Here is a 25,695-nt window from a genome sequence, read left to right on the forward strand (position 1 = left end):
TTTTTTCAATATTTGGAAGAAGCGGTTTTTTTGTATTGAATTTGTAGTAATTTATTTAGATTTGTATTTGATAGAAATGAGTAATATATAATTCGATAAAATGCCTTTATTTTTTTTAGCAGGACTTACACCTTTTGGATATGCTTTTATAGGAGTTGCTCTTTTGTCTTTTTTAATAGCTTATTTGTGGCTGAGATCGTCAAAGAGTGAGTATAAATTAGGTTGTTTTTCTATCGGAATTGCTGGATTTATTGTTTGGTTTGGTTTAATGTTTCCTACTTTTATCTCGTTTAAAATTATCGAAAGTGATAATGACGGAGCAAAAATCGGATTGCTTGTTTTTTGGCTTTTTATTTTTGCTTTGATAGGTTATTCATTGTTTGCAAAAGACACAAGAAAACTAAAACACATTATTCTTTCGTTTTTTAAATATCTTCTGTATTTAATTTTTATAGGTTTGTTTTTGGTATTGTTCTTCGGAATGGCATATTATATTTATTTGAGACTTTTTACAACCGAAAAAAATGAAGATCCTATTTGGGTCGCTTTCTTGTGTATCTTTTTTGTTTCTGTATTAAGTGTAATTGGTTTTGGCTTCTTGGTGAGAAATAAAGAAGATGAGAAAAAGGGAAAATCGACTTTTTATGATTTGGCCGAAGCAAAGTTAAAGCCGCAATTAGTCATTGAACTCGATTTATCAAAAAATAAACTAAGTAGGTTTCCAGATGAGATTTTGCAGTTTAAGAATTTGAAATTCTTAGTTTTAAGTCATAATGAAATTAGTGAAATTCCAAACGATATCAATAAATTGCACAAACTGATAGGTCTTGATTTAAGCCATAATCCAATTTCAGATTTAGAAAGGAATCGCTTAAGAAAACTGCTTTCTAAAGAAGTTGAAATTGTATTTTAAGGAATTCTGTAAAACAATATCCAAATAATAGCATTGTAAATATGAACGAATTTTTTGCATTTCTTACTCAAAATAAAGCCGATGCTGGAGTGGTTGTTTTTTTAATGCTTTTCAGTTTGGGTGTTGCTTTATTTCAAACCGTAATTTTTTCGGGGCTTTTTAATTTGAAATTTCCTAACTGGTTATTTTTTGTTTTATGTCCGATTATGGTTGGTGTGAGTTTTTTAATTGATCCCGGATATCCATTTGCGGTTATATTATTTTTATTCGTCTCCGTTTTTCTATTTGGAATCATCGGAATGATTTATTCCGGAATTAAAAGCAGTAAACAAGAAAAAATAGAGAGAGAAAAGTTCAATAGGATTCACAATATTCCAAAAACGAAATTAACGGATAAGCTTCTCGGATTCTTTGTTTTAGTTTGTATCGTTGGAGCTTTTTATGGGCTGGCTGTAACTGAGAATTTAAAGCTTCTGTTTTTAATTATTCCTGGTTTTGTGTTGGTAAGTTCAATATTTTTTCCAAGCAGTAAAAGCAAATTTTATAAAATGCAGTCTATTTTGCCAACATCAAAAATAGATGCAATTGCTATGGGTTTAGTTGAAATTGAAGGAGATCTGGAAGAAATCGAACCTATAATTTCTCCTTACTTCAAAAAACCATGTATTGGTTATTCGTATAAAATAGAAAAAGAAAGTCCGAGAGATGATGACGGCAGAACCACATATTCAACTATTTTCAGCGAAGTAAAAACGGGAAAATTTAAAATTAAAGATGAAACCGGTTCTGTTACGGTAGATGGTGAAGGATTAGAATATTATTTTGATAGAATTGACAATCAGTTTGGAGGAAAAACAAGATATACTGAAACCTATCTGAAAAGTGATGATTATATGCTCCTTATAGGTTATGCTGCCTCAGATAATGGAAGTGTATTAATAAGAAAAGATGATGCAGATACTATTTTTGGAATTGCAGTTCCAAGGAGTATTTCATTTAGAAATAAATACAAACCGCTGCTCGATTCTTTTTTAACCGTTTTGTTTTTCATCTCACTTATACTCATCTATATTATTTTAAATTAAAGAAAATATGACTGTTCAAAACATTGCCTTAATTATCGGAATAATTCTAATTATTGTGTTTTTTAATTTTTTTATCAGAATTTATAACAAGCTGGTTATGCTGAAAAATAATAATGAAAAAGCATTTAGAAATATTGATGTTATCCTGATGCAGCGTGCAGAAGAAGTGCCGGAATTGGTAAAAATTGTGTCTAAATTTACAGAACATGAAACTGCAATGCTGACTAATTTGACCAAATTAAGAACAGATTTTTTGAATGCTAAAACGGTCGAAGAAAAAATTGATAATGCCAACGAGTTTTCGAAATCATTAAAAAGTATTTTTTCAGTTTCTGAGAATTATCCAACGCTGTTATCAAATAGTAACTTTTTAGAATTACAAAAAAGAGTTTCTCAAATGGAGGATAAAATTGCTGACCGACGAGAGTTTTTTAACGATAGTGTAAACTTATATAATGTGGGAATCCAAGAGTTTCCTAATTTTATTTTAGCGAAGCTAATTGGGTATAAAACGCAGACTTTATTTGATGTTACACCAGAAGATAAGAAATATGATGGAGTTCAACTTTAATACTTTTTTGGGTTACGAGAACGAAATTAACAGCCTGAATGATACCGTGCTTATTTATGGTTTTGGAAGTATAATGTTTGGTTTAGTAACTTTAACATTTGCAGCTTTCATAATTAGGAAGCTTGGTTTTGGTGCTGTTAACAGCTATTTTACAAGTCCGCTAATGTTGTCTTTGGGACTTACAATATTGGTTTCTATTTTGCCTACAATTGTATTTTATGTTGTTGCTAATGATATTCCGCCAGTGAAAATTTTGTACTGTTGGATCACAATTTTTATAGGAATGTTTCTGTTTGTTATGTTTAATTTAGAAACTATTAAAAGCTTTTTTAGGGAGTTTAATAAAGTAAGTGAACAAGAAGAATTTAGAAACAGAAAAAGATAAATTATAATTTGGATGAAAATAAAAAAGGCTTCCAAATATTTGGAAGCCTTTAATTTTATAAATTATTTTTTAATAATGGTTTGATTATAAGAACCATCGATTGTGTATATTTTAGCTAAATAAGTTCCAGTAGTCAAAGTGTTTAAATCGATGCTTTCGCTTCCTTTTTGAACCGTTTTTACAAGAAACCCAGTTATATTATAAATAAGGACTTTTTCAACAGTCAAATTAGGATCGGATAAATACAAAGTTCCAGTTGTTGGATTTGGGTACAAAATTGCTTGCGCGCTTTCAGTCTTCGCTGATACTTCAGTTAAAGATTCTGTTTGTGCAATTCTTTGCGTTGAACCGCTGTATGCAGTACTCATATAAAAAAGATTTGCTGTGTCTTTTTTCGTAATCGTGTGACTGCCGGAAGCCAGCGAAACCGTTACAATTCCGTTTGAAGCAGTTCTGTCTACATTATCAACTTTTATAACAGCCGATGCTTCAATTAGTACAAGCGTTAAAGTACTCGCTTGAGACGTTGTAAAAGAAATATTTGTTGAAGATTCTATTTTTAAACATTGCGTCAATGTTAAGTTGTTGTAGGTTACCGTGCCTTTTGTAGTGGATAGATTTCCAGTTATAGTATAAAAACTGCTTGTTTTACCTGAAGCTGTAAAATTGTGTATTTCGTCTCCACTTGGAGTATTTGTCGTTACAGTTATAGTTCCTGAATCAGTTACAGTGTTTCCTGTTCCAACAGTTGTGATAGAATAGGATAGTGTTGCGGTTGGTGTTCCTGATATTGTTATAGTTTTAGCGGTTGCATTTTTTACAAAACTAATTCCAGAAGCAGGTAATCCTGTAACAGCTGCGTCAGTTGCAGTTCCGCCCCAAGTAAATACAATTGCATTTATTGCAGTTCCGCTGTTAACAGTCTGACTATTATTATTAGTCGATGTCAATGTTTGAGTTCCAGCTGGATTAACTGTAATTGTTCCAGAGCCTGTTGCCGGCGTTCCAGTTCCTGAAGTAGTAATTGAATATGATACTGTTGCAGTTGGTGTTCCTGATATTGTTATTGTTTTTGCCGTTGCATTTTTTACAAAACTAATTCCAGAAGCAGGCAATCCAGTAACCGCAGCATCCGAAGCGTCTCCGCTCCATGTAAAGACAATACTGCCAATAGCTGTGCCGCTTGTTACTGTTTGATTATTATTTGATGTTGAGGTTAATGTTTGTGAACTTGTCGGAGGATTCCCTTCGCCTTGTACTGCAACTAAAGCGCCAGTATAATTTGTTAATGTTGTTTTTAGCGCTGTAATTACTAGAGATGAAGTATCATCTACACTATTATCAAACACCCATTTTAAATCTCCGCCAGAAACACGTCCCGCATATTGTGTCACTTTTGTTTTTGCCGCTGCGGGTTGATCTGTTACGAGATTTTTTACATATAAAGAAGCGTCAGTATCAAAGTTATTATATGTATTTGCTCCAGATTTTGATTTTACACTGCTGCTTACTGTTTCGGCTCTTGTAGTTGCCAAATAAGCATCAAAATCTGTAGCAGAGCTGATTTTTCCTGAAATATTATATAAAGGATTCGGATCATTGTAAGGTACAAATCGCATATTATTTGTTCCGTTTGAAGTATCAAAAGTATTGTTAAAAGCTTTGATTGAACCTCCAGCTTCTCCAGAAAATGTTCCCATTGTTCCGGCATTATTCACTTGATTCGCTTCATCCCAAATATCAGAACCTTGCAGCGAAGTCATCATTGGGTGTTTGCTGTTACGATAATAATTTCCCTCTACAAATAATGAAGAACCCAAAGTTGATCCTGCGCCGTATTTTGAAACGCCGTCGTAATAATTATTGTAAATGTGAGCTGAATAATAACGAACTCGAGGATGGCGGGAATCAGAATGGTCAAACCAGTTGTGGTGATATGTGATGTATAAACCAGTTGTGGTTCCTTCGCTTAGCCCTAGTAAACTTGCTTTTCCGTTGTCCCAAAAGTGATTGTAGGATAAAGTAATGTATGTTGAAGATTTATTGTCTAATGCTCCGTCACCTTTTATTTGATCGGCATCGCTTCCTGCATTTCCGTAGAATAAATCGCAGTTGTGAACCCAAATATGATCATTATCCTGCTGCATTCCAACATTGTCTCCAGCAGTACTGTTGCAATTCATGAAGCCAATATTGTTTACTTCAACATTTGAAGCAGATTTTAGACGAACTCCCCATCCATTTGCGACAGCATCTGTTCCTATTCCTTCAAAAGTGATGTAGCTTGAAGCATTATTTGCATTTTCAATTACAACGTCGCCGCCTTCCATAACAGTCATATCCGTTATGTTACCAATTAACCTGATTATAAATGGGCGAGTGTCTTTTCCTTTTTTGATGGCATAAAGAATATTTTGTAAACCAACGCATGGATTTGCACTGGCGCCGGTAATGTTCATCGAAATGGTGTTTTTTGTATTTTGTGTAATGTATAGAATTACAGCATTATCTTTTGGCGTTCCATCGGCTTTATATCCTCCGGGAACTCTGCCGCTTTCAAATGCAAATCCGTTTCGATCTTGTGCTAATACTGTTAGAGAACTCGTTGTTGAGCCCGAACCTTCCGTACCAGAAATTACAGGTTTAACTTTTACAGTATAACTTCCTGCTTTCAAACCAGGAATGTCCGCACGGAAATAACTTCCGTAACTGCGAATCAATTGATCATCAATTTTTTGGTCCGTTAGACCATTTCCTGTGTAGTAAACATTGTAGCTTTGAGCGCCGCTAACCAGCTGCCATTTTACAAAAGCGGTTTCAAGCCATCCAGAGGCTTCTGTGATTTGAACTTGTTGAGCCCATATTTGGACGGTAACAAGGAAAACGGTTAAGAAAAGTAGGTTTTTTTTCATAATAGTTTGGGTTAAAAAATTAGTAAAAGTTATTAAGTGGTTTTAATTATCTCAAACAATAGTAAATTGTAATCGATTGCACAAAAATATATAAAATTCTGATATTCTTATTTTTTTAGTAGTAAAAAAATATATAGTTTAAAATTTTTGTAGTTTAGTTTTTTATTATGTAATAAATTGCATTAATTGTAATTTATTACATAATGTGTAAAATCTTTGCTAAGTCTTATCTTTATTACTTTTTTAAGATGTATGGATTTCTTGAGATTCTTAAGATGTGTCTCTTTTTGAAAAAATTGAATTTTTTTGGCAAATTTATTAAAGAAAGAAAAAGATTACATCAGTAAAGGGAAATAAATGCCAAAAGTATTTATGAATGCAGAAAAAACTACTTGAGATATTTGTTTTGCTTTTAAAATAAAAATAGAGTATCGTATAAAATGAAGTTGTAAATGTGTTACTCTATTCTTCTGTTTTTTTGAAATGTATAGGCATAAAAAAAGCCTTTTTGATTATCAAAAAGGCTTTCAGAATATTGTAAGTAAGTATTTAGTCTTTACTAGATAGTTTAGATAGTAATCTTAAAAATTCAATATACAACCAAACTAAAGTAATCATTAGTCCCATTGCACCAAACCATTCCATGTATTTTGGCATTTTTTGTTGTACACCTTTTTCGATTTGATCAAAATCTAAGAATAAGTTTAAAGCAGCGATAACAATTACAAAAACACTAATTCCGATACTCATCATCGAATTTCCATGATGTACAGGAGTCCAGCTTGTAAACATTGAAACTACCCAAGAAATTAAATAATAAGTTGCAATTGCTAATGTAGAGGCAACAACAACTGATTTGAATTGCTCTGTAACTTTAACAATTCTGAATTTATACAATCCTAAGCAAACTAAAAAGGTTACAAGAGTCGCACCAACTGCATTAACAACAATTCCAGGATATTTTAATTCAAAAATTGCAGATATTCCTCCAATAAATAAACCTTCAAAAAGGGCATATCCAGGAGCTAAGTATGGAGAAGCTTGTGGTTTAAAAGCAGAAATAACAACTAAAATCAATCCAACAATTGCACCGCCAATTGCAGGTAACATTGGATTCATTCCGTTAAATGCCATCCACCATGTAATCATAGATGATGCACATAATATTAAAAATAAAATAGCTGTTTTATTAATAGTACCAGACAAAGTCATTTCCTGATTGTAATCAATAATTTTTGCTTCGTGTACTTCTTCAGCTCTTGAAACGGCATTTGATGAAAAACGCTTGTTGCTTAAAAATGGATTATTTGAATTGAAGGCCATAGTTTTAATACATTTAATTGAACCCAAATATATGGAGTTTTTTCGAGGTGGGGCGACTTGAGGTAAATTTTTAACATGATTTTCTCTTCTATAAAAAGAGATATAAAAAAAGTCCATCAAAAAAAAATCTTGATGGACTTGTGTTTATTTTGAAGTATATTTTTTAATTCAATAAGTCTAAAACTAGTGATGGGAATAATCCTAAAACAATATTTAAAACAATTGACACAACTGCAACTGCATAAATAAGAAATGGTTTTCCTGTACGTTTTTCATTTGGTTCTTTAGAATACATTGCCAAAATAAGTTTGAAATAATATCCAACACTTATAATTGAATTAATTACTGCTACAATAACTAAAGCAATATATCCCGCTTGAATTGTTTGATTGAATAAGAATAATTTCGCGAAGAATCCTGAGAAAATTGGAATACCAGCCATAGACAATAGCGAACCAGTTAAGATTGCAGCTAATAGTGGATTTGTTTTTCCAAGTCCGTGGAAGTTCGTAATATCTTCGTTGTCCTGATTTTTACAAACATATAAAATAACACTAAAAGCAGCGATTCCCGCTAAAGCATAAGCTGATGTATAATACAATAAAGTACCTGCAGATGTTGCGATAGATAAGAATGTCATTAACATGAAACCTGCGTGTGAGATTCCTGAAAATGCCAGCATACGTTTTACATTAACTTGACGTAATGCCATTATATTTCCAACAGTCATAGATGCAATTGAAATAATTACAATGATGTTTTCAAATGTTCCTAAAAGTTCTTGATTTTCAAGAGACGGAATTAAATTTAGTCCGGCAACTAATTTATAAAGTGTTGCAATCGCAACTACTTTTGCCAATGTGCTCATTAAAGCAGTTGTTAAAGCGGGTGAACCTTCGTAAACATCTGGTGCCCAGAAATGAAATGGAACAGCGGCAATTTTAAACAACATTCCGATTGTCATTAAAACCATCCCGATAGGAAACCAGATTGGAAGCTCGGCAGATAAAGAACTTTCGTAAATTTCTGTAACATCAAATGTTCCCATTGCTCCGTAAATCAAACAAATTCCAAATAAAATAATTCCCGATGCAAAAGATCCCATAAGGAAATATTTCATACCTGCTTCATTACTTTTAATATTCAAACGATCGCTTGCTGCAAGAACATATAGTGCGATTGATAGAATTTCGATTCCAAGGAAAAACATTGCTAAGTTTCCAAAAGAAACCATGGCAACAGCTCCAGCTAATAAGAAGATTTTTATGGCAATGAAATCAGAAATTTTAGATTGATGATTTTCGTAAAAATTATGGCTTAATGCTACAAGGAAAATAGTCAGAATAATAAATAATGATGAAAAGGCAGTTGAGAATTTATCTACTGCAATCATATTATTGTAATAACTTGCTGTTGATCCAAATTCGTAAAAGTTAAGTGCCAAAACGCCCAATAAACCTAAAATGGTAAACGGAACGATGCCTTTTCTAAAATTTAGAATTTCAAACAATAGGCAAAAAATACCCAATCCTGTTATAGCTATTAATGTATTCATTTTTGTTTTTTTGATTTAGGAAATCTAAAACGCCCTAATTTATTTTATTTAAAATATATTTTTATTTTTTTCAGCATTTTAATTCTTTTAGTTTCGGATAAATCTGAAATCAAAATTCGTTAATCTGCATTCTAAAATCTTAGTTTTTATTGATAACGTTTAAAATCGTTTCTAAACTTGGTGTAATCAAATCTGTAATTGGTTTTGGATAAAATCCAAAGAAAATTAATACAGCAATAATTGCTACCATCGAAATTCCTTCGTTTACAGAAACATCTGCAAAAGTTTTTGAATTGGTTTCGCCCAACATTACATTTTGAAACATTTTAAGCATATAGTAAGCTCCTAAAATAATCGTTGTTCCGCCTAAAACAGCATACCAAATATTAATTTGAGATAAACTGTATAATACTGTAAACTCTCCAACAAAGTTAAAAGTAGTTGGCAAAGCAACAGAAGCTAAAACCAAAATTAAAAACATTGAAGTGAATTTTGGAGATTGCGTACGGATTCCTCCTAATTCGCTGATTTCTCTAGTTTCAAATCTTCTGTAGATAATTTCTGCAGCATAAAATAATCCAACTACAACAAATCCGTGAGCGATCATTTGCAGAACAGCACCTCTAAAACCATCAATAGTTAAAGTGTAAGTTCCTGCAGCAATTAATCCAACGTGAGCAAGAGATGAATAAGCCAATAATTTCTTTAAATCTTTTTGTCTTAATGCTACGATTGAACCGTAGATAACTCCAGCAATTCCTAAAGCGATAAAGATGTTCATGTATTCTTTCGACGCAAGAGGTGTAATTGGCAATTGCCAGCGAATTACACTGTACAATCCCATTTTTAACATGATACCAGATAAAAGCATTGTTCCAACGGTTGGCGCTTTTTGGTACACATTTGCCTGCCATGTATGGAAAGGGATAATTGGAATTTTGATAGCATAAGCTAAGAAGAAAGCTAAGAAAATCCAGAATTGTTCGCAAGCTGATAATTCTACTTTATATAAATCTTCGATTAAGAAGCTGCCTGCTTTTTGGTATAAATAAATAAAAGCAGTTAACATGAATAAAGAGCCGGCAAGTGTGTAAATAAAGAATTTAACCACTGCTTTTCTTCTTTCTTCAGCATCGCCATTACCCCAAATAAGAGCAATAAAATAAATAGGAATAAGAGCTAGTTCCCAGAAGATATAATATAAAAGACCATCTGCTGCAAGGAAAGTCCCTGTCATTGCAAATGCCATGAATAATATTAGAGCATAAAAAGCTTTTGAATTTTTATATTCATTTCCAAAAGAAGAGAATATAATAATTGGTGTCAAAGCTGTAGTCAATAAAAGCATTGCAATTGCTAATCCATCAGCATTTAAAGCGAAGGAAATTTTAGGTTGTGTGATCCAAGCATTGATAAGGCTGATATTTTCACCAGCATTAAAATGGTTTAACAATACAACCGAACAGCCTAAAGCTGCCAAACTAAAGAACAAAGCTACTTTTGAAGCGAGTTTGTCACCTGCAAAATAGGTGATAAATGCACCAACTAAAAGAATAATTAATATAAGAGAAACGTTCATAGTTATAAAATTATTGAGCTAAAAATAAATAAGAAACAATTGCGCAAAGACCCAAAACGAAAGCAAAAAGATATAATCCGATACTTCCAGTCTGCAGTTTTTTACCCTGAAAAGCTAATTCATTTGCTACTTTTCCTAATCCGAACACAAGTGCCGATAAGCCAGTTTCGATATAATCTCTAAAGAATCTTGATAATCCGTTTATAGAGCGAACAAATATCGCATCGTAAGCTTCATCAACATAATATTTGTTGTATAATACTTTTGTTAAACCTGTAATGTTTTCGTCAGTTTCAGGAACATTATCTTGTTTAAAGTATTTTACGTAAGCAATTAAAATTCCTAATAATCCGCCTAATACAGCAACACCCATTAAAGTGTATTCTGTTGGTCCTAGATGGTGTTCTTCGCCAGCTGCTTTTGTGAAAAGAGGAGCTAAATATTCATTTAACCAGCTGTTTCCAGGTAAACTGATTAGTCCGCCAAAAGTTGCTAAAATTGCTAAAATGATTAATGGAATTGTAATTAAAGCACCACTTTCATGTAAATGATGTTTTTGCTCTTCAGTTCCTCTAAATTCTTTAAAGAAAGTTAAGAACATTAAACGGAACATATAGAAAGCTGTCATGATTGAAGCAATAGATCCAACAACGTATAATGGAATACTGTGATGGAAAGCTGTCATTAAGATTTCATCTTTTGAGAAGAAACCTGAGAAAAACGGAACTCCTGAAATGGCTAATGAAGAAATCAACATTGTCCAAAAAGTGATTGGCATTGCTTTACGCAAACCACCCATTTTACGCATATCCTGCTCGCCATGTAAACCGTGAATAACAGAACCTGATCCCAAGAATAAACAAGCTTTAAAGAAAGCATGTGTGATTACGTGAAAAACAGCTACTTCGTAAGCTCCAAATCCTAATGCTAAAAACATTAATCCTAATTGTGAAACGGTAGAGTAAGCTAATACTTTTTTAATATCTGTTTGAACTAAACCAATTGTAGCCGCAACCAATGAAGTTATAGCCCCAATAATGGCAATTACAGTTTGTACATCAGTTGCAAGATCAAAAACAAAGTTTAATCTTGTTACCATAAAAATACCAGCTGTTACCATTGTAGCAGCGTGAATTAAAGCAGAAACAGGAGTTGGTCCAGCCATCGCGTCTGGTAACCAAGTGTACAATGGAATCTGTGCAGATTTACCACAAGCTCCAATAAACAAACATAAAGCTGCTAAAGAAAGTAATGGTAAGTTTAGATCTGTTGTTCCAGCGATTGCAGTTTTTAAAGTGGTATAATCTAAAGTAGAGAACATTGAACCAATGATGAACATACCAATTAAAAGACCTAAATCTCCAATTCTGTTCATGATGAAAGCTTTCTTTGCTGCATCGTTATAGTCTTGGTTTTTATGCCAAAATCCGATTAATAAATAAGAGCAAAGTCCAACACCTTCCCAACCAATAAATAATACTAATAAGTTGCTTCCAATTACAAGTGTAATCATAAAGAATACGAACAGATTTAAATAGGCAAAGAATTTGTGCATATTCTCATCGTCATGCATGTAACTGATAGAGTATAAGTGAATCAAAGAGCCAATTCCGGTTACGAATAATAACCAAAGAACTGATAATTGATCTAATAAAAATCCAAGATTGATTTTTAGATTACTAATTTGAATCCAGTCAAATAAAGTAACTTCAATTGCTTTTCCAGTTGAAGTTATTTGATTAAAAAGAACAAGAGTAACTATGAAAGAAACAGCCACGGCAGCAGTTCCGATAAATCCGGAAACTGTTTTTCCTAAGCTTTTCCCAAAGAAAACATTAATTAAAAATCCTAAAAAAGGAGCTAAAACTAAAACTAAAGCTAAATTGGTATCCATTTCTATTTTATCCTTTTAAATTTTTTAAATTATCGATACTAATTGAGCCAATGTTTCTAAAAATAGAAACAAGAATAGCCAATCCTACTGCAACTTCAGCTGCAGCAACTGCCATCGAAAAGAATACAAAAACTTGTCCTTGTGCATCTTGATGATAAGTTGAAAAAGCCACAAATAAAAGGTTTACTGCATTCAGCATGATTTCGATAGACATGAAAACGATAATAGAGTTTCGTCTGTACAATACACCAAAAACACCAATACAAAAAAGTACAACACTTAAAAAGATGTAATTTTCAATACCTATTTGATTTAATATATTACCCATTATTTATTTAATTTTTCTTTTTTAGACAATAATACAGTTCCAATCATCGCAACCAAAAGTAAAATCGAAGCAAATTCAAATGGCACCATATATTCGTTCAATAATATTTTACCCAATACTTTGATAGATTGGAAATCTTCTCCAGTTGAATCATATTCACCAACAATTGGTTTAGAGTTAATGAATATTGCAATTAAAACCACGCAAATCAAACAGAAAGAAACAATAGCTCCTAAACGTGTGATTCTTGGTCGGTGAACTTCTCGCTGTTCGTTTAGGTTCATCAACATAATGGTAAACAGGAACAGAATCATAATTGCTCCAGAATAGACTATTATATGTACAATTGCTAAAAATTGTGAGTTTAATAATAAATAATGACCAGCAATAGAGAAGAAACAAATCACTAAGTAAATTGCTGAGTGAATTGGGTTTCTGCTAAAAATGGTTAAAAAAGCAGTCATTACGGTGATAAACGCTAAGAAACAAAATATAATTTGTACAGTTGTCGCGTGTGCAAAATCAGGAATATGTATCATTAGTTAGCGTTATTAAGTTGTGAGTTTTTAATAGCCATTTCTAAAGGCATCACTAATTTGTCTTTTCCAAAAATGAAATCTTCTCTTTCATAATTAGCAGGAACTAATACTTTAGAAGTTGTCAAATAGATAGCATCTTTCGGGCAAGCCTCTTCACACAATCCACAAAAAATACAACGAAGCATGTTTATTTCATAAATCGAAGCGTATTTTTCTTCTCTGTATAAATGTTTTTCATCTGGTTTACGTTCGGCAGCTTTCATTGTAATTGCTTCTGCAGGGCATGATAAAGCACATAATCCGCAAGCAGTACAATTTTCGCGGCCTTGCTCGTCACGTTTCAACATATGTTGACCACGATAAACAGGGCTCATTTCACGAACTTGTTCTGGATAGTGAATCGTAATTTTTTTTCTAAAAAGGTGCTTAAGTGTAATAGCAAGACCTTTTACAATCGCCACAAGATACAATCGTTCCAAAAAAGACATCTCTTTATTAGAGACCACTTTTTTTCTACCCGATAATGATATAGTTTCTATTGACATTTCTTAATCTATGATTTATGATTTTCAATTTGAGATCAATCAAACTTTAAATCTATTTTATTTTTATTTGAAGCCAGTTACGGTTCTTAGAATCCTAAAGCTGCTGCGATATCGTGTCTTAAAATAACAGCACCCGTAATCATAATATTAATAATCGAAAGCGGAATTAAAATTCTCCAGCCTAAGTTCATTAATTGGTCATATCTAAATCTTGGAATCGTCCAACGTACCCACATGTAAAAGAATATGAAGAAGCATATTTTTACAAATAATACCGCAATTCCTAAAAGATTAGCTGTGTTTACTCCAACATTTTCTACCATCCATTGCATTCCTGGGTAATTGTAACCGCCAAAGAATAAAACAGAAATAATAGTAGCAGAGATAAACATACTTGCATATTCAGCAAATAAATAGAATCCCATTTTCATTGATGAATATTCAGTGTGGTAACCTCCAATTAATTCGTTTTCACATTCTGCTAAGTCAAACGGAGTTCTGTTAGTTTCTGCAAATGAACAAATTAAGAAGATTAAAAAGGATAAAGGCTGATAAAAAACATTCCAGTTCATTCCTGATTGCTGTAATGAAATTTCTCTTAAACTCATTGTTCCTGTCATCATTAATAATGCGATCATTGATAATCCCATCGCAACTTCATAAGAAACCATTTGAGAAGCTGCACGAACAGCTCCCATTAATGAGAATTTATTGTTTGAAGCCCATCCACCAATCATGATACCGTAAACTCCAACAGAAAGAACTCCAAAAATGTATAATAATGCAATGTTTACATCAGTTGCCTGAAGATAAATATCTCTTCCAAAAAGATGCAGTTTATCTCCCCACGGAATTACAGCACTTGTCATCAAAGCTGTACTCATTGCAATTGCAGGACCTACAACGAATAAAAATTTGTTTGGCGTGTTTGGGAAAAATTCTTCTTTTGAGAATAATTTCATACCATCAGCAAGTGGTTGTAATAAACCTCCCCAACCTGCACGGTTTGGACCAACACGGTCTTGAAGAAAAGCGGCAACTTTACGTTCTGCCCAAGTAGAGTACATTGCCATAATCATTGTTACCGCAAAAACGACAACAATAACAACACTTTTTTCTATAATAAATGCACTTTCCATTTCTTAAACTTTTTTATCATTAGTAGTTAATGGAATTGCTGCCATACTAATTTTTTTACGGTCAATATCTCTACCTAAAAGAATATTCTTCTCTGTGTCAATTTCAACTTTCTCTAATTTTTGAGTGTAGTTATTTTGGTTGATAACAGAATCTTTTTCAAATTCTCTTGGTCCTTCAATAACCCAGTCATTAACGTTTTTGTGATCAAAACGACAGCTGTTGCAAATGAATTCTTCAACTTCATGATACTCATCTTTACGACCAGTTACACGTTGAATTTCTCCACCAAACATCCAAACTGTAGTTTTACCGCAGCATCCAGGAGTTGTACATTCTCTGTGTGCGTTATAAGGCTTGTTAAACCAAACTCTTGATTTAAAACGGAAAGTTTTGTCAGTTAAAGCTCCAACTGGACAAACGTCAATCATATTTCCAGAAAACTCGTTGTCGATTGCTTTTGAGATTCCAGTAGAAATATTAGCGTGGTCACCACGGTCTAATACGCCGTGAACTCTGTTGTCTGTCAATTGATCTGCAACTTGTACACATCTTTGACATAAAATACAACGGTTCATATGCAGTTGAATATTTGGACCGATATCTTCTGGTTCAAACGTTCTTTTTTCTTCAATAAAACGTGATTTTGGGTTTCCGTGCTCAAAACTTAGGTTTTGAAGATCACATTCACCAGCTTGATCACAAATTGGGCAGTCTAATGGGTGATTGATCAATAAAAATTCTGTTACAGATTTACGCGCTTCGGTAACTCTGGCAGAAGATTTACTGTTTACTTCCATTCCGTCCATACATCCTGTTACACATGATGCCATTAATTTTGGCATTGGTCTTGGGTCAGCTTCACTACCTTTAGAAACTTCAACTAAGCAGCAACGACATTTTCCACCGCTGCCTTTTAATTTTGAGTAATAGCACATGGCTGGCGGTACCAAATCTCCACCAATCATACGTGCAGCCTGCAGGATTGTTGTTCCTGGTTCTACGTCTATACTTTGACCGTCTATGGTTACTTTCATCTCTTACTTTTGTTTTTTTAGTTTCAGGTTTAAAGTTTCAGGTTGTTACTTGAAACTAAAAAAACGTGAAACTTGAAACTATTTTTTAAACTGTTTGTTTACCTACTAAATGCTTTACTTGCGAAAAAGGTTCAGCAACAAAGTGATCTCTATTTTTAATTTTTTCTGGGAAACGAACGTGATACTCAAATTCATCTCTAAAGTGACGAATCGCAGCTGCTACTGGCCAAGAAGCGGCGTCACCAAGTGGACAAATTGTGTTTCCTTCAATTTTACTTTGAATGCTCCACAATAATTCGATATCTTCTTCACGGCCTTGACCGTTTTCGATTCTCCATAAGATTTTTTCTAACCATCCTGTTCCTTCACGGCAAGGTGTACATTGTCCGCAAGATTCGTGATGGTAAAAACGTGCAAAATTCCAGGTATTTCTTACCACACAAGCAGTATCGTTGTAAACAATAAATCCTCCAGAACCTAACATAGATCCAGTAGCAAAACCACCATCACTTAAAGATTCGTAAGTCATTAAACGATCTTCGCCATTTGCAGTTTTGAAAATTAATTCGGCTGGTAAAATTGGCACTGAAGATCCTCCAGGAACAAATGCTTTTAACGGACGACTAGAAGACATTCCTCCTAAATATTCATCAGAATTCATGAATTCATCAACGCTTAAACCTAATTCAATTTCGTAAACTCCAGGATTTTTGATGTGTCCAGAAGCAGAAATTAATTTGGTTCCTGTAGAACGACCAATTCCAATTTTAGCATAATCATCACCAGAATTGTTTACAATCCATGGCACCGTTGCGATTGTTTCAACATTGTTTACCACAGTTGGATTTGCCCAAAGTCCTGAAACTGCTGGGAAAGGCGGTTTAATACGAGGATTTCCTCTTTTACCTTCTAAAGACTCAATAAGTGCAGTTTCTTCTCCACAAATATAAGCTCCAGCTCCACAGTGTACGTGAAGTTCAAGATCGTAACCTGAACCTAATATATTTTTTCCTAACCAGCCTGCAGCTTTAGCTTCGGCGATTGCTCTTTCTAAAATTTTGAAAACCCACATATATTCTCCACGAATGTAGATATATGAAAGATTTGCGCCCAAAGCATAACTTGAAGTGATCATTCCCTCGATCAATAAGTGAGGAATATATTCCATCAAATAACGATCTTTGAAAGTTCCCGGTTCAGATTCGTCGGCGTTACAAACTAAGTGTCTTGGTTTTCCTGATTTCTTGTCAATAAAACTCCATTTCATTCCAGCAGGGAAACCCGCGCCGCCACGACCACGAAGACCTGATTTTTTTACTTCTTCAGTAACTTCGTCTGGTGTAAGTGTTTTTAAAGCTTTTTCTACAGAAGCATATCCGCCATTTTGACGATATACTTCGTAGGTTTTAATTCCAGGAATATTGATTTTATCTAATAATATTTTTTGTGACATCTTATTTATCGTGTAATATTATTTTATCATCTCTACAATCAGCGATTAACTGATCGATTTTGTCTTCTGTCAATTTCTCTTTGTAGAAATCGCCTAACTGCATCATCGGAGCGTATCCGCAAGCACCTAAACATTCTACACCAGCAATGGTAAACATTCCATCTGGAGTGGTTTCACCCATTTTAATGCCTAATTTTTCAGAAGTATAATCCATTAAATTTTCGGCACCATTTAAACAACAACAAGAAGTCTGGCAAAATTCAAACATATACTTTCCAATTGGTTTTTGGTTGAACATGGTATAAAAAGTAACCACTTCATAAACCTCAATTGGTTTTATCTGAAGAATCTCGGCAACTATGTCTTGCAATTCAATGCTAAGCCAGTTGTTATGCGCGTCCTGCACTTCGTGCAAAACAGGCAGTAAAGCCGATTTTTGTTTGCCTTCTGGATAATGACTAATCAATTCATTGATACGAGCGATCAATGCCTCAGTCATATTTATTTCTTGTTTGTAATGTTTACGTTCCATTTTTATTTTAGATTTTAGATTTTAGATTTCAGATTTTTCAATCTTTGTCCTCAATCCGTATTCTGCAATCTTTATTAGTTTTTAGATTTTTCAATCTGAATTCTTCAATTCTATGATAAGTCTAGATTTTCAATCTTAATTATTAGATATGCTGTTCAGCAATCTAAAATCTAAAATCTTCAATCTAAATTTTTTTACGCGTCTAATTCTCCCGCAATTACGTTTAAACTCGAAAGGATAACAATTGCATCAGAAAGTAATGAACCTTTAATCATTTCAGGATATGCTTGGTAATAAATAAAACAAGGTCTTCTAAAATGTAATCTATATGGAGTTCTGCTTCCGTCTGTAACTAAATAGAATCCTAATTCTCCGTTTCCTCCTTCAACAGGGTGGTAAATTTCTGCAACTGGTACAGGAACTTCTCCCATTACAATCTTAAAGTGATAAATTAAAGATTCCATAGAAGTGTAAACATCTTCTTTTGGAGGAAGGTAATAATCAGGAACTTCAGCATGATATTCGTTTCCAGCCGGCATTTTATCCAAAGCTTGACGAATAATACTTAAACTTTCCCAAACTTCTGCATTACGAACACAGAAACGATCGTAAGTGTCTCCAGATTTTCCAACAGGAACACTAAATTCAAAGTCTTCGTAAGAAGAATATGGCTGTGCAACACGAACGTCATAATCAACTCCGGCAGCACGTAAGTTTGGACCTGTAAATCCGTAAGCCATTGCTTGTTCAGCAGAAATTGCACCTACGTTTACGGTTCTGTCAAGGAAAATTCTGTTTCTTTCGAATAAGTTTACGAATTCTTGCCAAGCGACAGGAAATTCTTCAAGGAAAGTATCTAGTTTTTTAAAAGCTTCTGGTGACCAGTCTCTTTCAAAACCACCAATTCTTCCCATATTTGTTGTTAAACGAGCTCCACAAATTTCTTCGTAAATCTCATAAACTTTTTCTCTGAATTGAAAAACGTATAAGAAACCAGTATATGCACCAGTATCTACTCCTAGAATCGAGTTACAAATTAAGTGATCTGTAATACGAGCAAGCTCCATTACAATAACTCTTAAATATTGTGCTCTTTTAGGAACTTCAATATTTAGTAATTTCTCTAAAGTCATCCACCACCCCATATTGTTAATAGGAGAGGAGCAATAGTTCATACGATCTGTAAGAGGTGTGATTTGATAGAAAGGACGATTCTCAGCAATTTTTTCAAAAGCTCTGTGGATGTAGCCAATAGTTGGTTCAGCCTCTAGAATTCTTTCACCATCCATTAATAGGATATTTTGAAAAATACCGTGAGTCGCAGGATGCGTTGGTCCTAAATTCAGTACCGAAAGCTCGCTTCCGTCTTCGTTTAGTTTGTCCTTAATTATTTTAGCATAACGATGCTCTGGTGGTAATAATAGTTCTGACATTTTATAATGTTGAATTATTTTTTAGCAATTTGTTGTTGTTCTTCCAAAGAATCTGTCGTCTTTATCAGTTCTTCCGCTGTCTTCCATTGGGAATTCTTTTCTCATTGGGAAAGACACCATTTCGTCCATATTCAAAATACGTTTCAATTGCGGGTGACCAATAAAATTGATTCCGAAGAAGTCGTATGTTTCTCTTTCCATCCAGTTTGAACTCAAGAAAATATTTGAAACGGTTTTGATCTCTGGTTTTTCACCATTCAAGTAAACTTTAATTCTAATACGTTTGTTTTCGTACCAGTTATGCAAATGATAAACTATCGCAAATTGACGATCTGCATCGTTGTCTGGATAATGAATGCCGCATAAGTCTGTTAAGAAGTGAAAACGTAAATCAGAATCATTTTTCAGGAAAAGGATCAAAGCTGTGATTTTTTCAGGAGTTGTTTCTAATGAAAAAATATCTCTTTCTTGTTGAAAGTTAAAAACACTTGTATCAAATGTTTCTGTAAGTTTATCTTGAATCAGGGTATTTTCTAAAGCCATCTTATGAAATGTTATAGGAAGCTAATAATTCTTGGTATTCCGGAGAGCTTCTGCGTCTAACAGATTCGCTTTTTACCAAATCTTGTAATCTCATTACTCCATCAACGATTTGTTCTGGTCTTGGAGGACATCCCGGAACGTAAACGTCAACTGGGATTACTTTGTCAATTCCTTGAAGAACTGAGTAAGTGTCGAAAACACCTCCCGATGAAGCACAAGCTCCAACGGCAATTACCCAGCGAGGTTCAGACATTTGTTCGTAAACTTGTCTTAAAATCGGGGCCATTTTTTTTGAAATTGTTCCCATTACTAATAACATATCTGCTTGACGAGGAGAGAAACTCACACGCTCAGATCCAAATCGTGCTAAATCGTAATGTGAAGCCATTGTTGCCATAAACTCAATTCCGCAGCATGAAGTTGCAAAAGGTAAAGGCCAAAGAGAATTCGCGCGTGCCAAACCTACAACATCATTTAGTTTTGTTGCGAAGAAACCTTCACCAACAACACCTTCAGGTGGCGCAACCATATTTACATTTGAATCGCTCATTTTTATTTTAGATTGTAGATTTCTGATTTTAGATTTTTAATCCTGAAATCGAAATCAATATTTTAAAAAATCAACATTGTATTTTAAGAATTTATTTTTCAAATCTATTCCGACAGCTACCGGGACTAAAATCTGAAATCTAAAATTTCCTTATTCCCAGTCTAAAGCTTTCTTTTTGATGATGTAGAAAAAACCAACTAAAAGCAGTGACATAAAAACAATCATTTTCAACATTCCTTCAATACCAAGTTCTTTAAAATTTACTGCCCAAGGATAAAGGAAAATTACCTCTACGTCAAACAATACAAACAGGATGGCAACTAGGAAATATTTTACTGAAAAAGGAATACGTGCATTACCAACAGATTCGATCCCGCACTCGAAGTTTTTATCTTTAACTTCAGAGGTTCTTTTTGGGCCTAATTTTCCAGAAATAATGATTGTTCCTACAACAAAACCAACAGCTAGAATGAACTGCATTAAGATAGGAATGTAACTGTATTGATCAGATTGCATAAGCTTAGCTTTTTTACTTAAAGAATAAGCCACAAAGATAACTTTCAATGACGTAAATCACAAACTAAAGGGTGACATAAGTACGCAATGCAACAACGTTTGGGTGTAATTTTTATTGATTATAAATAAGGTCTTAAAATTTTAATATTTTTTTAAGAAATGAGCAAAAAAAAACGTTTCGAAATTAATCGAAACGTTTTTAAAACCATTCAGAGGCAAAAAAAATAAATTGCTATATTTTTCTTAGATTACTGCTACTTTAGCAGCAACTTTCCCTTTTCTTCCTTCTTCTTCTTCATAGCTTACACGGTCACCTTCGCGTAATTCTTCCGCGTTAATTCCTGAAGCGTGAACGAAGATGTCCTTTCCTGTTTCTTCGTCTGTAATGAACCCATAACCTTTAGATTCATTGAAAAATTTTACTGTACCTGTACGCATTGTAATTGTAATAATAATTTATAATAAAGCAAATGTAATATATAAATTCATACAAAAGACATTAGGGTGTTAAATTTTTGTAAAAATTATTGATTTCCAGTGTTTTTACGTGGTTTATTGCATCAAATTTTATATGAAATGCCATAATTTGAGAATCATTAATTGTAGGAATATAAAAACGAGCCGATTGTAGGAATTTGAAATTTTAATAAATTATATTTTTAAGTATGTTTTTTCTCTTTTTTGAAAAGTAAAAAAGAGAAATATTTAGTGGTTAAAAAAAAAATACAGCCTTATTCTAATAATTTTAAGCTATTTGTATTTTGTATAAATATGAGTTGAACAAGATTGAACAATATAGTCAGAGACATATATTTTTTCTTTTTCGATTATTGCTGTATTTGGAGGGATTATAGACCAAATTGTTTTTTCTTTTGCAATTTCTCTTCCGTCTGTCATTTTGACGATAAAAAACAATTTATAAGTTTTTAATTTATGATCAAAAACGGTCAATTTAGAGTTGTTTTTTAGTTCATATTCAATTTCAATTTCTTTGTTTGTGTTTTTCTCAGAAAAGCAAATAGTTTTGACCTGTAAATTAAAGTCTCTTTCTTGATCGTCAGCTTGTTGTTTTTCAAAAGCAATGTTTTTTGCTGGCGGATTTGGTACTGATATGCAATTACAAAAAGCAAGGCAGGTTAAAAAGGGTATTATTTTTTTCATTACTTAGAGAATAACATTAATATTCTTAAGATGGATTGGCTGTTATATTGATTTTTAAATTTTGTATTAATGTTCTCGATTTTTTCTCTGGAAAGCGGCATGTAGAATGAATTTATAATTTCATCAAATTTAATGGTTTCTTTCTCATGAAGATTTTTTAAAATAGTACTTCCCATCAAATTGTTGAAGGTCTTTTTATACTGTTTAAAAAGAGATTGGTAAATTTTTGGATGTTCTTTGTATTGACTGTGGTCTTCTGTAGTAAGTTCGTCTGCTAGAAAACCTAAATAAGGAAGGTCTAAAAGTACTCTATTTTGGCTAATTAAGACCATATTAGTCAAGTCTTGAAGATCTTGCTTTTTACTGCTTCTCCCATAATCAGTAAGAATTCCTGCTTGTTGTATAAAAAGCTTATTTAATTCACGTACAAGTTGTGCTAACTCAGATTCTTTGTTATCAATAGTAGATACTTTTAATCTGTTATATAATACATCTGTTAAATCGTGGATACTATTAGATATTTTCAGGATAGTTTTTTTTTCATCTACATTAAAATTTTTCAAATCGGCAACAAGTAATTCTTTGCTTAAGTCATCGTAGCGTTTTGTTAATTTGAAAAAATAAGCGTCTGTGTTTTTAAAAAATAGGCTTTTATCTTGTTCTTTTTCGTTAAAATCGTTAGTTACACTTACTAAAAAGTCATAGAATTTGGAACACGCCAAAACGTTATAAATAACTTCAATACGATTTTTTTTGATAGCCAATTCTTGTTCTGAAACGTTGCTGTTAATAAGAAGTTTGCTTTTTTTATTTGTGAAGTAAACAGCGTCAAAGTTTTGTTTTTTCGAAAAATCATTTTTTTCAAAATCAATAAAAGGTTTGCCTTCTGTATTCAATAAGAAAGCCATATTCTTGATTTTTTTCTCTGGCATTTCGGCTAAATAGCGATAGTTTTTGTTGTAATCAACAAGTAGTGCTTTGTCTTTAAACTCAATAGCTTTTGCATTATCTCCCAAAGCATAGTAGCTGGTTGAAATGTTTGCCATTAAAGCCCAATAAATTTTTTTGGTTTTTTTATCGTTTACATCATATTTGGAAACTTCGCTTTCCCAAAATTTTATTTTTTCCGCAAGGAGGTTTTTTATTTTAAGATAGTTCTCATCAGTGTCTTCTAAATTTCGGGTAAATTCAAAAGAGTCCACAGATTGGTTTATTTGGTCAAGATCATCGTCTTTGAATTTGTATAAAGGAAGGGTTTCTTCAATTCTGGTAAAATCAATAGTTTCTTTAATTTCTTTGAAAAAATTATACAAAACATCCTTGTTATAAAGGTCGTAACAATTTTGGTTAATCGTTCCGCTCGAATTTTTAAGAAGCAATTGTATTTGATTGTTTGCAATTTCTTCCGTTTTAATACTGAAGTTGTTGTAAGCACTTACCTCCGAAATAACTTGAGAGGAGTTAAAATCTTTAGTATAAACAACTTCGTTTTTTCGTTTTATTGTAAAATTTAATTTTGAAGTAAAGATGATTTGTCCAATATAACTAATGTCATTACCATTGGTTATTTTTTCAGTTTTAGTATCAAGATACGTGCTGATGGGTTGTATAAATAACAAATAGTCGCTCTGTGTTGGAGCGACTATTTCTAAATTTCTTAAACTAAGATTGCGAATCGCATAGGCGGAGACTTGATTGTCTATTAAGCTGCGTTCTGTGGGATCTTCTATGATAACACCTATTTTATTGCTTTCTATTTTTACTTTAGGATATTTCCAATCATAAAATGAATATAAGACTTGTTTTGGGCTTTGTGCAAAACAGTTTACAACAAAAAGCAGTAAAAAGATTTTTTTAATCATTGTTTATTTAAAGGTCTAATTTAATTGAAAGCTCTTTCAATTGTGCGTCATCAATTGCTGCAGGAGCATCGATCATAACATCACGTCCTGAATTATTCTTAGGGAAGGCGATAAAATCTCTAATTGTTTCTTGACCTCCTAAAATAGCAACCAATCTATCCAATCCAAAAGCTAAACCTCCGTGAGGCGGTGCTCCAAATTGAAAAGCATCCATTAAGAAACCAAATTGAGCTTTTGCTTCTTCTTCAGTAAATCCTAAATATTTAAACATTAACTGCTGTGTCGCTTTATCGTGAATACGAATAGAGCCTCCTCCAATTTCGTTTCCGTTTAAAACCATATCGTATGCATTTGCACGAACTTTTCCTGGTTCTGTTTCTAACAAAGCCATATCTTCTGGTTTTGGAGATGTAAATGGGTGGTGCATTGCGTGGTAACGACCGCTTTCTTCGTCAAGTTCCAATAATGGAAAATCTACAACCCATAATGGAGCAAATTCTTCAGGTTTACGTAAACCTAAACGAGTTGCTAATTCCATACGAAGTGCTGAAAGCTGAGCGCGAGTTTTGTTTGCTGGACCAGAAAGTACAAAAATCATATCTCCAGGATTTGCTTCTGTTGCTTTTGCCCAGTTTGTTAAATCATCTTGATCGTAGAATTTATCTACAGATGATTTGAAAGTTCCATCTTCATTGCATTTTACATACACCATTCCTGATGCTCCAACTTGTGGACGTTTTACCCAGTCAATTAATCCGTCAATTTCTTTACGGGTATAATTTCCCGCTCCAGGAACAGCAATTCCCACTACTAATTCAGCTGCATTGAAAACAGGGAATTCTTTATGTTGTGCAAATTCGTTTAATTCGCCAAACTTCATTCCAAAACGAATGTCTGGTTTGTCATTTCCGTATGTTTTCATAGCATAATCGTAGGTAATTCTTGGGAATTTTTCTACTTCAATGCCTTTGATCTCTTTTAATAAATGTCTTGTCAAACCTTCAAAAACATTCAAAATGTCTTCTTGTTCAACAAATGCCATTTCGCAGTCAATTTGAGTAAACTCAGGCTGACGGTCTGCACGTAAATCTTCGTCACGGAAACATTTTACAATCTGGAAATATTTATCCATTCCACCTACCATCAATAATTGTTTGAAAGTTTGCGGCGATTGCGGCAATGCATAAAATTGTCCTTCGTTCATACGACTTGGAACCACGAAATCTCTTGCTCCTTCTGGAGTAGATTTGATTAAGTAAGGTGTTTCAACTTCGCAGAAATCTAAATCAGATAGATATTTACGAACTTCCATTGCTACTTTATGACGAAATAATAAGCTGTTTTTTACAGGATTTCTTCTGATGTCTAAATAACGGTATTTCATTCTGATATCTTCTCCACCGTCTGTTTCATCTTCGATAGTAAATGGAGGCGTTAAAGCAGAGTTTAAGATCGTTAATTCAGAAACTAAAATTTCAATTTCACCAGTCGGAATGTTTTTATTTTTGGCTTCACGCTCAATAACAGTTCCTTTTACCTGAATTACAAATTCGCGGCCAAGAGTTTTAGCTAATTCAAAAACGGTTTTATCGGTACGAACTTCGTCAAAAATAAGTTGTGTGATTCCATAACGGTCGCGTAGATCGACCCAATTCATAAATCCTTTATCGCGTGATTTTTGAACCCAGCCCGCAAGTGTAACTTCGGTATTAATATTTGAAGCGTTTAATTCGCCGCAATTATGACTTCTATACATGATCTCAATTTTAGATTGCAAAAGTAAACACAAAAAACAAAATAATATAGTAAAGTGATAACTTGATGCTTATAAATTTTAAATAT

Annotated in this window: 24 protein-coding genes; 4 read left to right on the plus strand and 20 right to left on the minus strand. The window is 33.2% G+C overall.

Translation table 11 applies throughout. The annotated features are described in order from the left end of the window. Positions 1–100: 100 nt before the first annotated feature. From NLG42_RS05750 to NLG42_RS05765, 4 genes are all read left to right on the plus strand, one after another. Positions 101–913 (plus strand): leucine-rich repeat domain-containing protein, encoded by an 813-nt coding sequence (locus NLG42_RS05750; protein WP_257683237.1) that lies wholly within the window; start codon positions 101–103, stop codon positions 911–913. A 41-nt stretch (positions 914–954) separates the two neighbouring features. Then, positions 955–1,998, plus strand: a complete 1,044-nt coding sequence (locus NLG42_RS05755) for a hypothetical protein (RefSeq protein WP_257683238.1) — start codon at positions 955–957, stop codon at positions 1,996–1,998. Between the two features lie 97 nt (positions 1,999–2,095). Further along, positions 2,096–2,569, plus strand: a complete 474-nt coding sequence (locus tag NLG42_RS05760; RefSeq protein ID WP_233206943.1) for a LemA family protein — start codon at positions 2,096–2,098, stop codon at positions 2,567–2,569. After that, a complete protein-coding gene (locus NLG42_RS05765) occupies positions 2,550–2,954 on the plus strand; it encodes a hypothetical protein (RefSeq protein WP_257683239.1) in 405 nt (134 codons plus the stop codon). The genes NLG42_RS05760 and NLG42_RS05765 overlap by 20 nt, the downstream gene beginning before the upstream one ends. A 62-nt stretch (positions 2,955–3,016) precedes the next feature. Here NLG42_RS05765 and NLG42_RS05770 read toward each other — a convergent pair whose 3' ends face one another. The 20 genes from NLG42_RS05770 to aspS all read right to left on the minus strand — a co-directional run bounded on the left by NLG42_RS05770 (position 3,017) and on the right by aspS (position 25,609). Continuing rightward, a complete protein-coding gene (locus tag NLG42_RS05770; RefSeq protein ID WP_257683240.1) occupies positions 3,017–5,866 on the minus strand; it encodes a pectate lyase family protein in 2,850 nt (949 codons plus the stop codon). 549 nt (positions 5,867–6,415) lie between these two features. Next, a complete protein-coding gene (locus tag NLG42_RS05775) occupies positions 6,416–7,189 on the minus strand; it encodes a Bax inhibitor-1/YccA family protein (protein WP_089059739.1) in 774 nt (257 codons plus the stop codon). A gap of 163 nt (positions 7,190–7,352) precedes the next feature. Further along, entirely contained in the window at positions 7,353–8,744 is a 1,392-nt protein-coding gene (locus NLG42_RS05780; protein ID WP_099717758.1) for an NADH-quinone oxidoreductase subunit N, read from the minus strand. A gap of 139 nt (positions 8,745–8,883) precedes the next feature. Then, entirely contained in the window at positions 8,884–10,323 is a 1,440-nt protein-coding gene (locus tag NLG42_RS05785; RefSeq protein ID WP_257683241.1) for a complex I subunit 4 family protein, read from the minus strand. Positions 10,324–10,333: 10 nt separating this feature from the next. Next, complete coding sequence (gene nuoL, locus NLG42_RS05790; RefSeq protein ID WP_257683242.1) at positions 10,334–12,217, minus strand: NADH-quinone oxidoreductase subunit L; 1,884 nt, start codon at positions 12,215–12,217, stop codon at positions 10,334–10,336. 7 nt (positions 12,218–12,224) lie between these two features. After that, on the minus strand, positions 12,225–12,545 hold the full coding sequence (nuoK, locus tag NLG42_RS05795) for an NADH-quinone oxidoreductase subunit NuoK (protein WP_012023318.1): 321 nt from the start codon (positions 12,543–12,545) through the stop codon (positions 12,225–12,227). Beyond that, positions 12,545–13,084 (minus strand): NADH-quinone oxidoreductase subunit J family protein, encoded by a 540-nt coding sequence (locus NLG42_RS05800; RefSeq protein WP_089059743.1) that lies wholly within the window; start codon positions 13,082–13,084, stop codon positions 12,545–12,547. The genes nuoK and NLG42_RS05800 overlap by 1 nt, the downstream gene beginning before the upstream one ends. Then, positions 13,084–13,629, minus strand: a complete 546-nt coding sequence (locus tag NLG42_RS05805; protein ID WP_089059744.1) for a NuoI/complex I 23 kDa subunit family protein — start codon at positions 13,627–13,629, stop codon at positions 13,084–13,086. The genes NLG42_RS05800 and NLG42_RS05805 overlap by 1 nt, the downstream gene beginning before the upstream one ends. An 86-nt stretch (positions 13,630–13,715) precedes the next feature. Beyond that, entirely contained in the window at positions 13,716–14,768 is a 1,053-nt protein-coding gene (nuoH, locus tag NLG42_RS05810; protein WP_089059745.1) for an NADH-quinone oxidoreductase subunit NuoH, read from the minus strand. A 3-nt stretch (positions 14,769–14,771) separates the two neighbouring features. Then, a complete protein-coding gene (locus NLG42_RS05815) occupies positions 14,772–15,803 on the minus strand; it encodes an NADH-quinone oxidoreductase subunit G (RefSeq protein ID WP_099717756.1) in 1,032 nt (343 codons plus the stop codon). 85 nt (positions 15,804–15,888) lie between these two features. Next, a complete protein-coding gene (nuoF, locus tag NLG42_RS05820) occupies positions 15,889–17,256 on the minus strand; it encodes an NADH-quinone oxidoreductase subunit NuoF (RefSeq protein WP_257683243.1) in 1,368 nt (455 codons plus the stop codon). 1 nt (position 17,257) lies between these two features. Further along, a complete protein-coding gene (locus NLG42_RS05825; RefSeq protein WP_089059748.1) occupies positions 17,258–17,788 on the minus strand; it encodes an NADH-quinone oxidoreductase subunit NuoE family protein in 531 nt (176 codons plus the stop codon). Between the two features lie 194 nt (positions 17,789–17,982). Then, the gene (locus NLG42_RS05830; protein WP_089059749.1) at positions 17,983–19,221 is read right to left on the minus strand and encodes an NADH-quinone oxidoreductase subunit D; all 1,239 of its coding nucleotides are present in this window, start codon (positions 19,219–19,221) and stop codon (positions 17,983–17,985) included. A 21-nt stretch (positions 19,222–19,242) separates the two neighbouring features. Then, positions 19,243–19,764, minus strand: a complete 522-nt coding sequence (locus NLG42_RS05835) for an NADH-quinone oxidoreductase subunit C (protein ID WP_089059750.1) — start codon at positions 19,762–19,764, stop codon at positions 19,243–19,245. A 1-nt stretch (position 19,765) separates the two neighbouring features. Further along, positions 19,766–20,314 carry an NADH-quinone oxidoreductase subunit B gene (locus tag NLG42_RS05840; protein ID WP_089059751.1) on the minus strand — a complete coding sequence of 183 codons (549 nt, stop codon included), beginning with the start codon at positions 20,312–20,314 and terminating at the stop codon, positions 19,766–19,768. Positions 20,315–20,464: 150 nt separating this feature from the next. Further along, positions 20,465–20,830 (minus strand): NADH-quinone oxidoreductase subunit A, encoded by a 366-nt coding sequence (locus NLG42_RS05845; RefSeq protein WP_089053801.1) that lies wholly within the window; start codon positions 20,828–20,830, stop codon positions 20,465–20,467. A 243-nt stretch (positions 20,831–21,073) separates the two neighbouring features. Beyond that, positions 21,074–21,268, minus strand: coding sequence for a cold-shock protein (locus NLG42_RS05850; RefSeq protein ID WP_007137066.1), 195 nt, complete (start codon positions 21,266–21,268; stop codon positions 21,074–21,076). A gap of 312 nt (positions 21,269–21,580) precedes the next feature. After that, a complete protein-coding gene (locus NLG42_RS05855; protein ID WP_257683244.1) occupies positions 21,581–21,991 on the minus strand; it encodes a hypothetical protein in 411 nt (136 codons plus the stop codon). Continuing rightward, positions 21,991–23,853, minus strand: coding sequence for a hypothetical protein (locus tag NLG42_RS05860; protein ID WP_257683245.1), 1,863 nt, complete (start codon positions 23,851–23,853; stop codon positions 21,991–21,993). The genes NLG42_RS05855 and NLG42_RS05860 overlap by 1 nt, the downstream gene beginning before the upstream one ends. Before the next feature lie 7 nt (positions 23,854–23,860). Beyond that, positions 23,861–25,609: an aspartate--tRNA ligase gene (gene aspS / locus NLG42_RS05865; protein ID WP_089059564.1), complete on the minus strand. Its 1,749-nt coding sequence runs from the start codon at positions 25,607–25,609 to the stop codon at positions 23,861–23,863. Positions 25,610–25,695 lie beyond the last annotated feature (86 nt).

The sequence above is a fragment of the Flavobacterium plurextorum genome, assembly GCF_024638035.1.
In the GTDB taxonomy this organism is placed as follows: domain Bacteria; phylum Bacteroidota; class Bacteroidia; order Flavobacteriales; family Flavobacteriaceae; genus Flavobacterium; species Flavobacterium plurextorum.

Bases quoted from the DNA above. Each gene is read 5' to 3' on its own strand.
- NLG42_RS05750 (WP_257683237.1), top strand. From the start codon at position 101: ATGCCTTTATTTTTTTTAGCAGGACTTACACCTTTTGGATATGCTTTT.
- NLG42_RS05755 (WP_257683238.1), top strand. From the start codon at position 955: ATGAACGAATTTTTTGCATTTCTTACTCAAAATAAAGCCGATGCTGGA.
- NLG42_RS05760 (WP_233206943.1), top strand. From the start codon at position 2,096: ATGCTGAAAAATAATAATGAAAAAGCATTTAGAAATATTGATGTTATC.
- NLG42_RS05765 (WP_257683239.1), top strand. From the start codon at position 2,550: ATGATGGAGTTCAACTTTAATACTTTTTTGGGTTACGAGAACGAAATT.
- NLG42_RS05770 (WP_257683240.1), bottom strand. From the start codon at position 5,866: ATGAAAAAAAACCTACTTTTCTTAACCGTTTTCCTTGTTACCGTCCAA.
- NLG42_RS05775 (WP_089059739.1), bottom strand. From the start codon at position 7,189: ATGGCCTTCAATTCAAATAATCCATTTTTAAGCAACAAGCGTTTTTCA.
- NLG42_RS05780 (WP_099717758.1), bottom strand. From the start codon at position 8,744: ATGAATACATTAATAGCTATAACAGGATTGGGTATTTTTTGCCTATTG.
- NLG42_RS05785 (WP_257683241.1), bottom strand. From the start codon at position 10,323: ATGAACGTTTCTCTTATATTAATTATTCTTTTAGTTGGTGCATTTATC.
- nuoL (WP_257683242.1), bottom strand. From the start codon at position 12,217: ATGGATACCAATTTAGCTTTAGTTTTAGTTTTAGCTCCTTTTTTAGGA.
- nuoK (WP_012023318.1), bottom strand. From the start codon at position 12,545: ATGGGTAATATATTAAATCAAATAGGTATTGAAAATTACATCTTTTTA.
- NLG42_RS05800 (WP_089059743.1), bottom strand. From the start codon at position 13,084: ATGATACATATTCCTGATTTTGCACACGCGACAACTGTACAAATTATA.
- NLG42_RS05805 (WP_089059744.1), bottom strand. From the start codon at position 13,629: ATGTCAATAGAAACTATATCATTATCGGGTAGAAAAAAAGTGGTCTCT.
- nuoH (WP_089059745.1), bottom strand. From the start codon at position 14,768: ATGGAAAGTGCATTTATTATAGAAAAAAGTGTTGTTATTGTTGTCGTT.
- NLG42_RS05815 (WP_099717756.1), bottom strand. From the start codon at position 15,803: ATGAAAGTAACCATAGACGGTCAAAGTATAGACGTAGAACCAGGAACA.
- nuoF (WP_257683243.1), bottom strand. From the start codon at position 17,256: ATGTCACAAAAAATATTATTAGATAAAATCAATATTCCTGGAATTAAA.
- NLG42_RS05825 (WP_089059748.1), bottom strand. From the start codon at position 17,788: ATGGAACGTAAACATTACAAACAAGAAATAAATATGACTGAGGCATTG.
- NLG42_RS05830 (WP_089059749.1), bottom strand. From the start codon at position 19,221: ATGTCAGAACTATTATTACCACCAGAGCATCGTTATGCTAAAATAATT.
- NLG42_RS05835 (WP_089059750.1), bottom strand. From the start codon at position 19,764: ATGGCTTTAGAAAATACCCTGATTCAAGATAAACTTACAGAAACATTT.
- NLG42_RS05840 (WP_089059751.1), bottom strand. From the start codon at position 20,314: ATGAGCGATTCAAATGTAAATATGGTTGCGCCACCTGAAGGTGTTGTT.
- NLG42_RS05845 (WP_089053801.1), bottom strand. From the start codon at position 20,830: ATGCAATCTGATCAATACAGTTACATTCCTATCTTAATGCAGTTCATT.
- NLG42_RS05850 (WP_007137066.1), bottom strand. From the start codon at position 21,268: ATGCGTACAGGTACAGTAAAATTTTTCAATGAATCTAAAGGTTATGGG.
- NLG42_RS05855 (WP_257683244.1), bottom strand. From the start codon at position 21,991: ATGAAAAAAATAATACCCTTTTTAACCTGCCTTGCTTTTTGTAATTGC.
- NLG42_RS05860 (WP_257683245.1), bottom strand. From the start codon at position 23,853: ATGATTAAAAAAATCTTTTTACTGCTTTTTGTTGTAAACTGTTTTGCA.
- aspS (WP_089059564.1), bottom strand. From the start codon at position 25,609: ATGTATAGAAGTCATAATTGCGGCGAATTAAACGCTTCAAATATTAAT.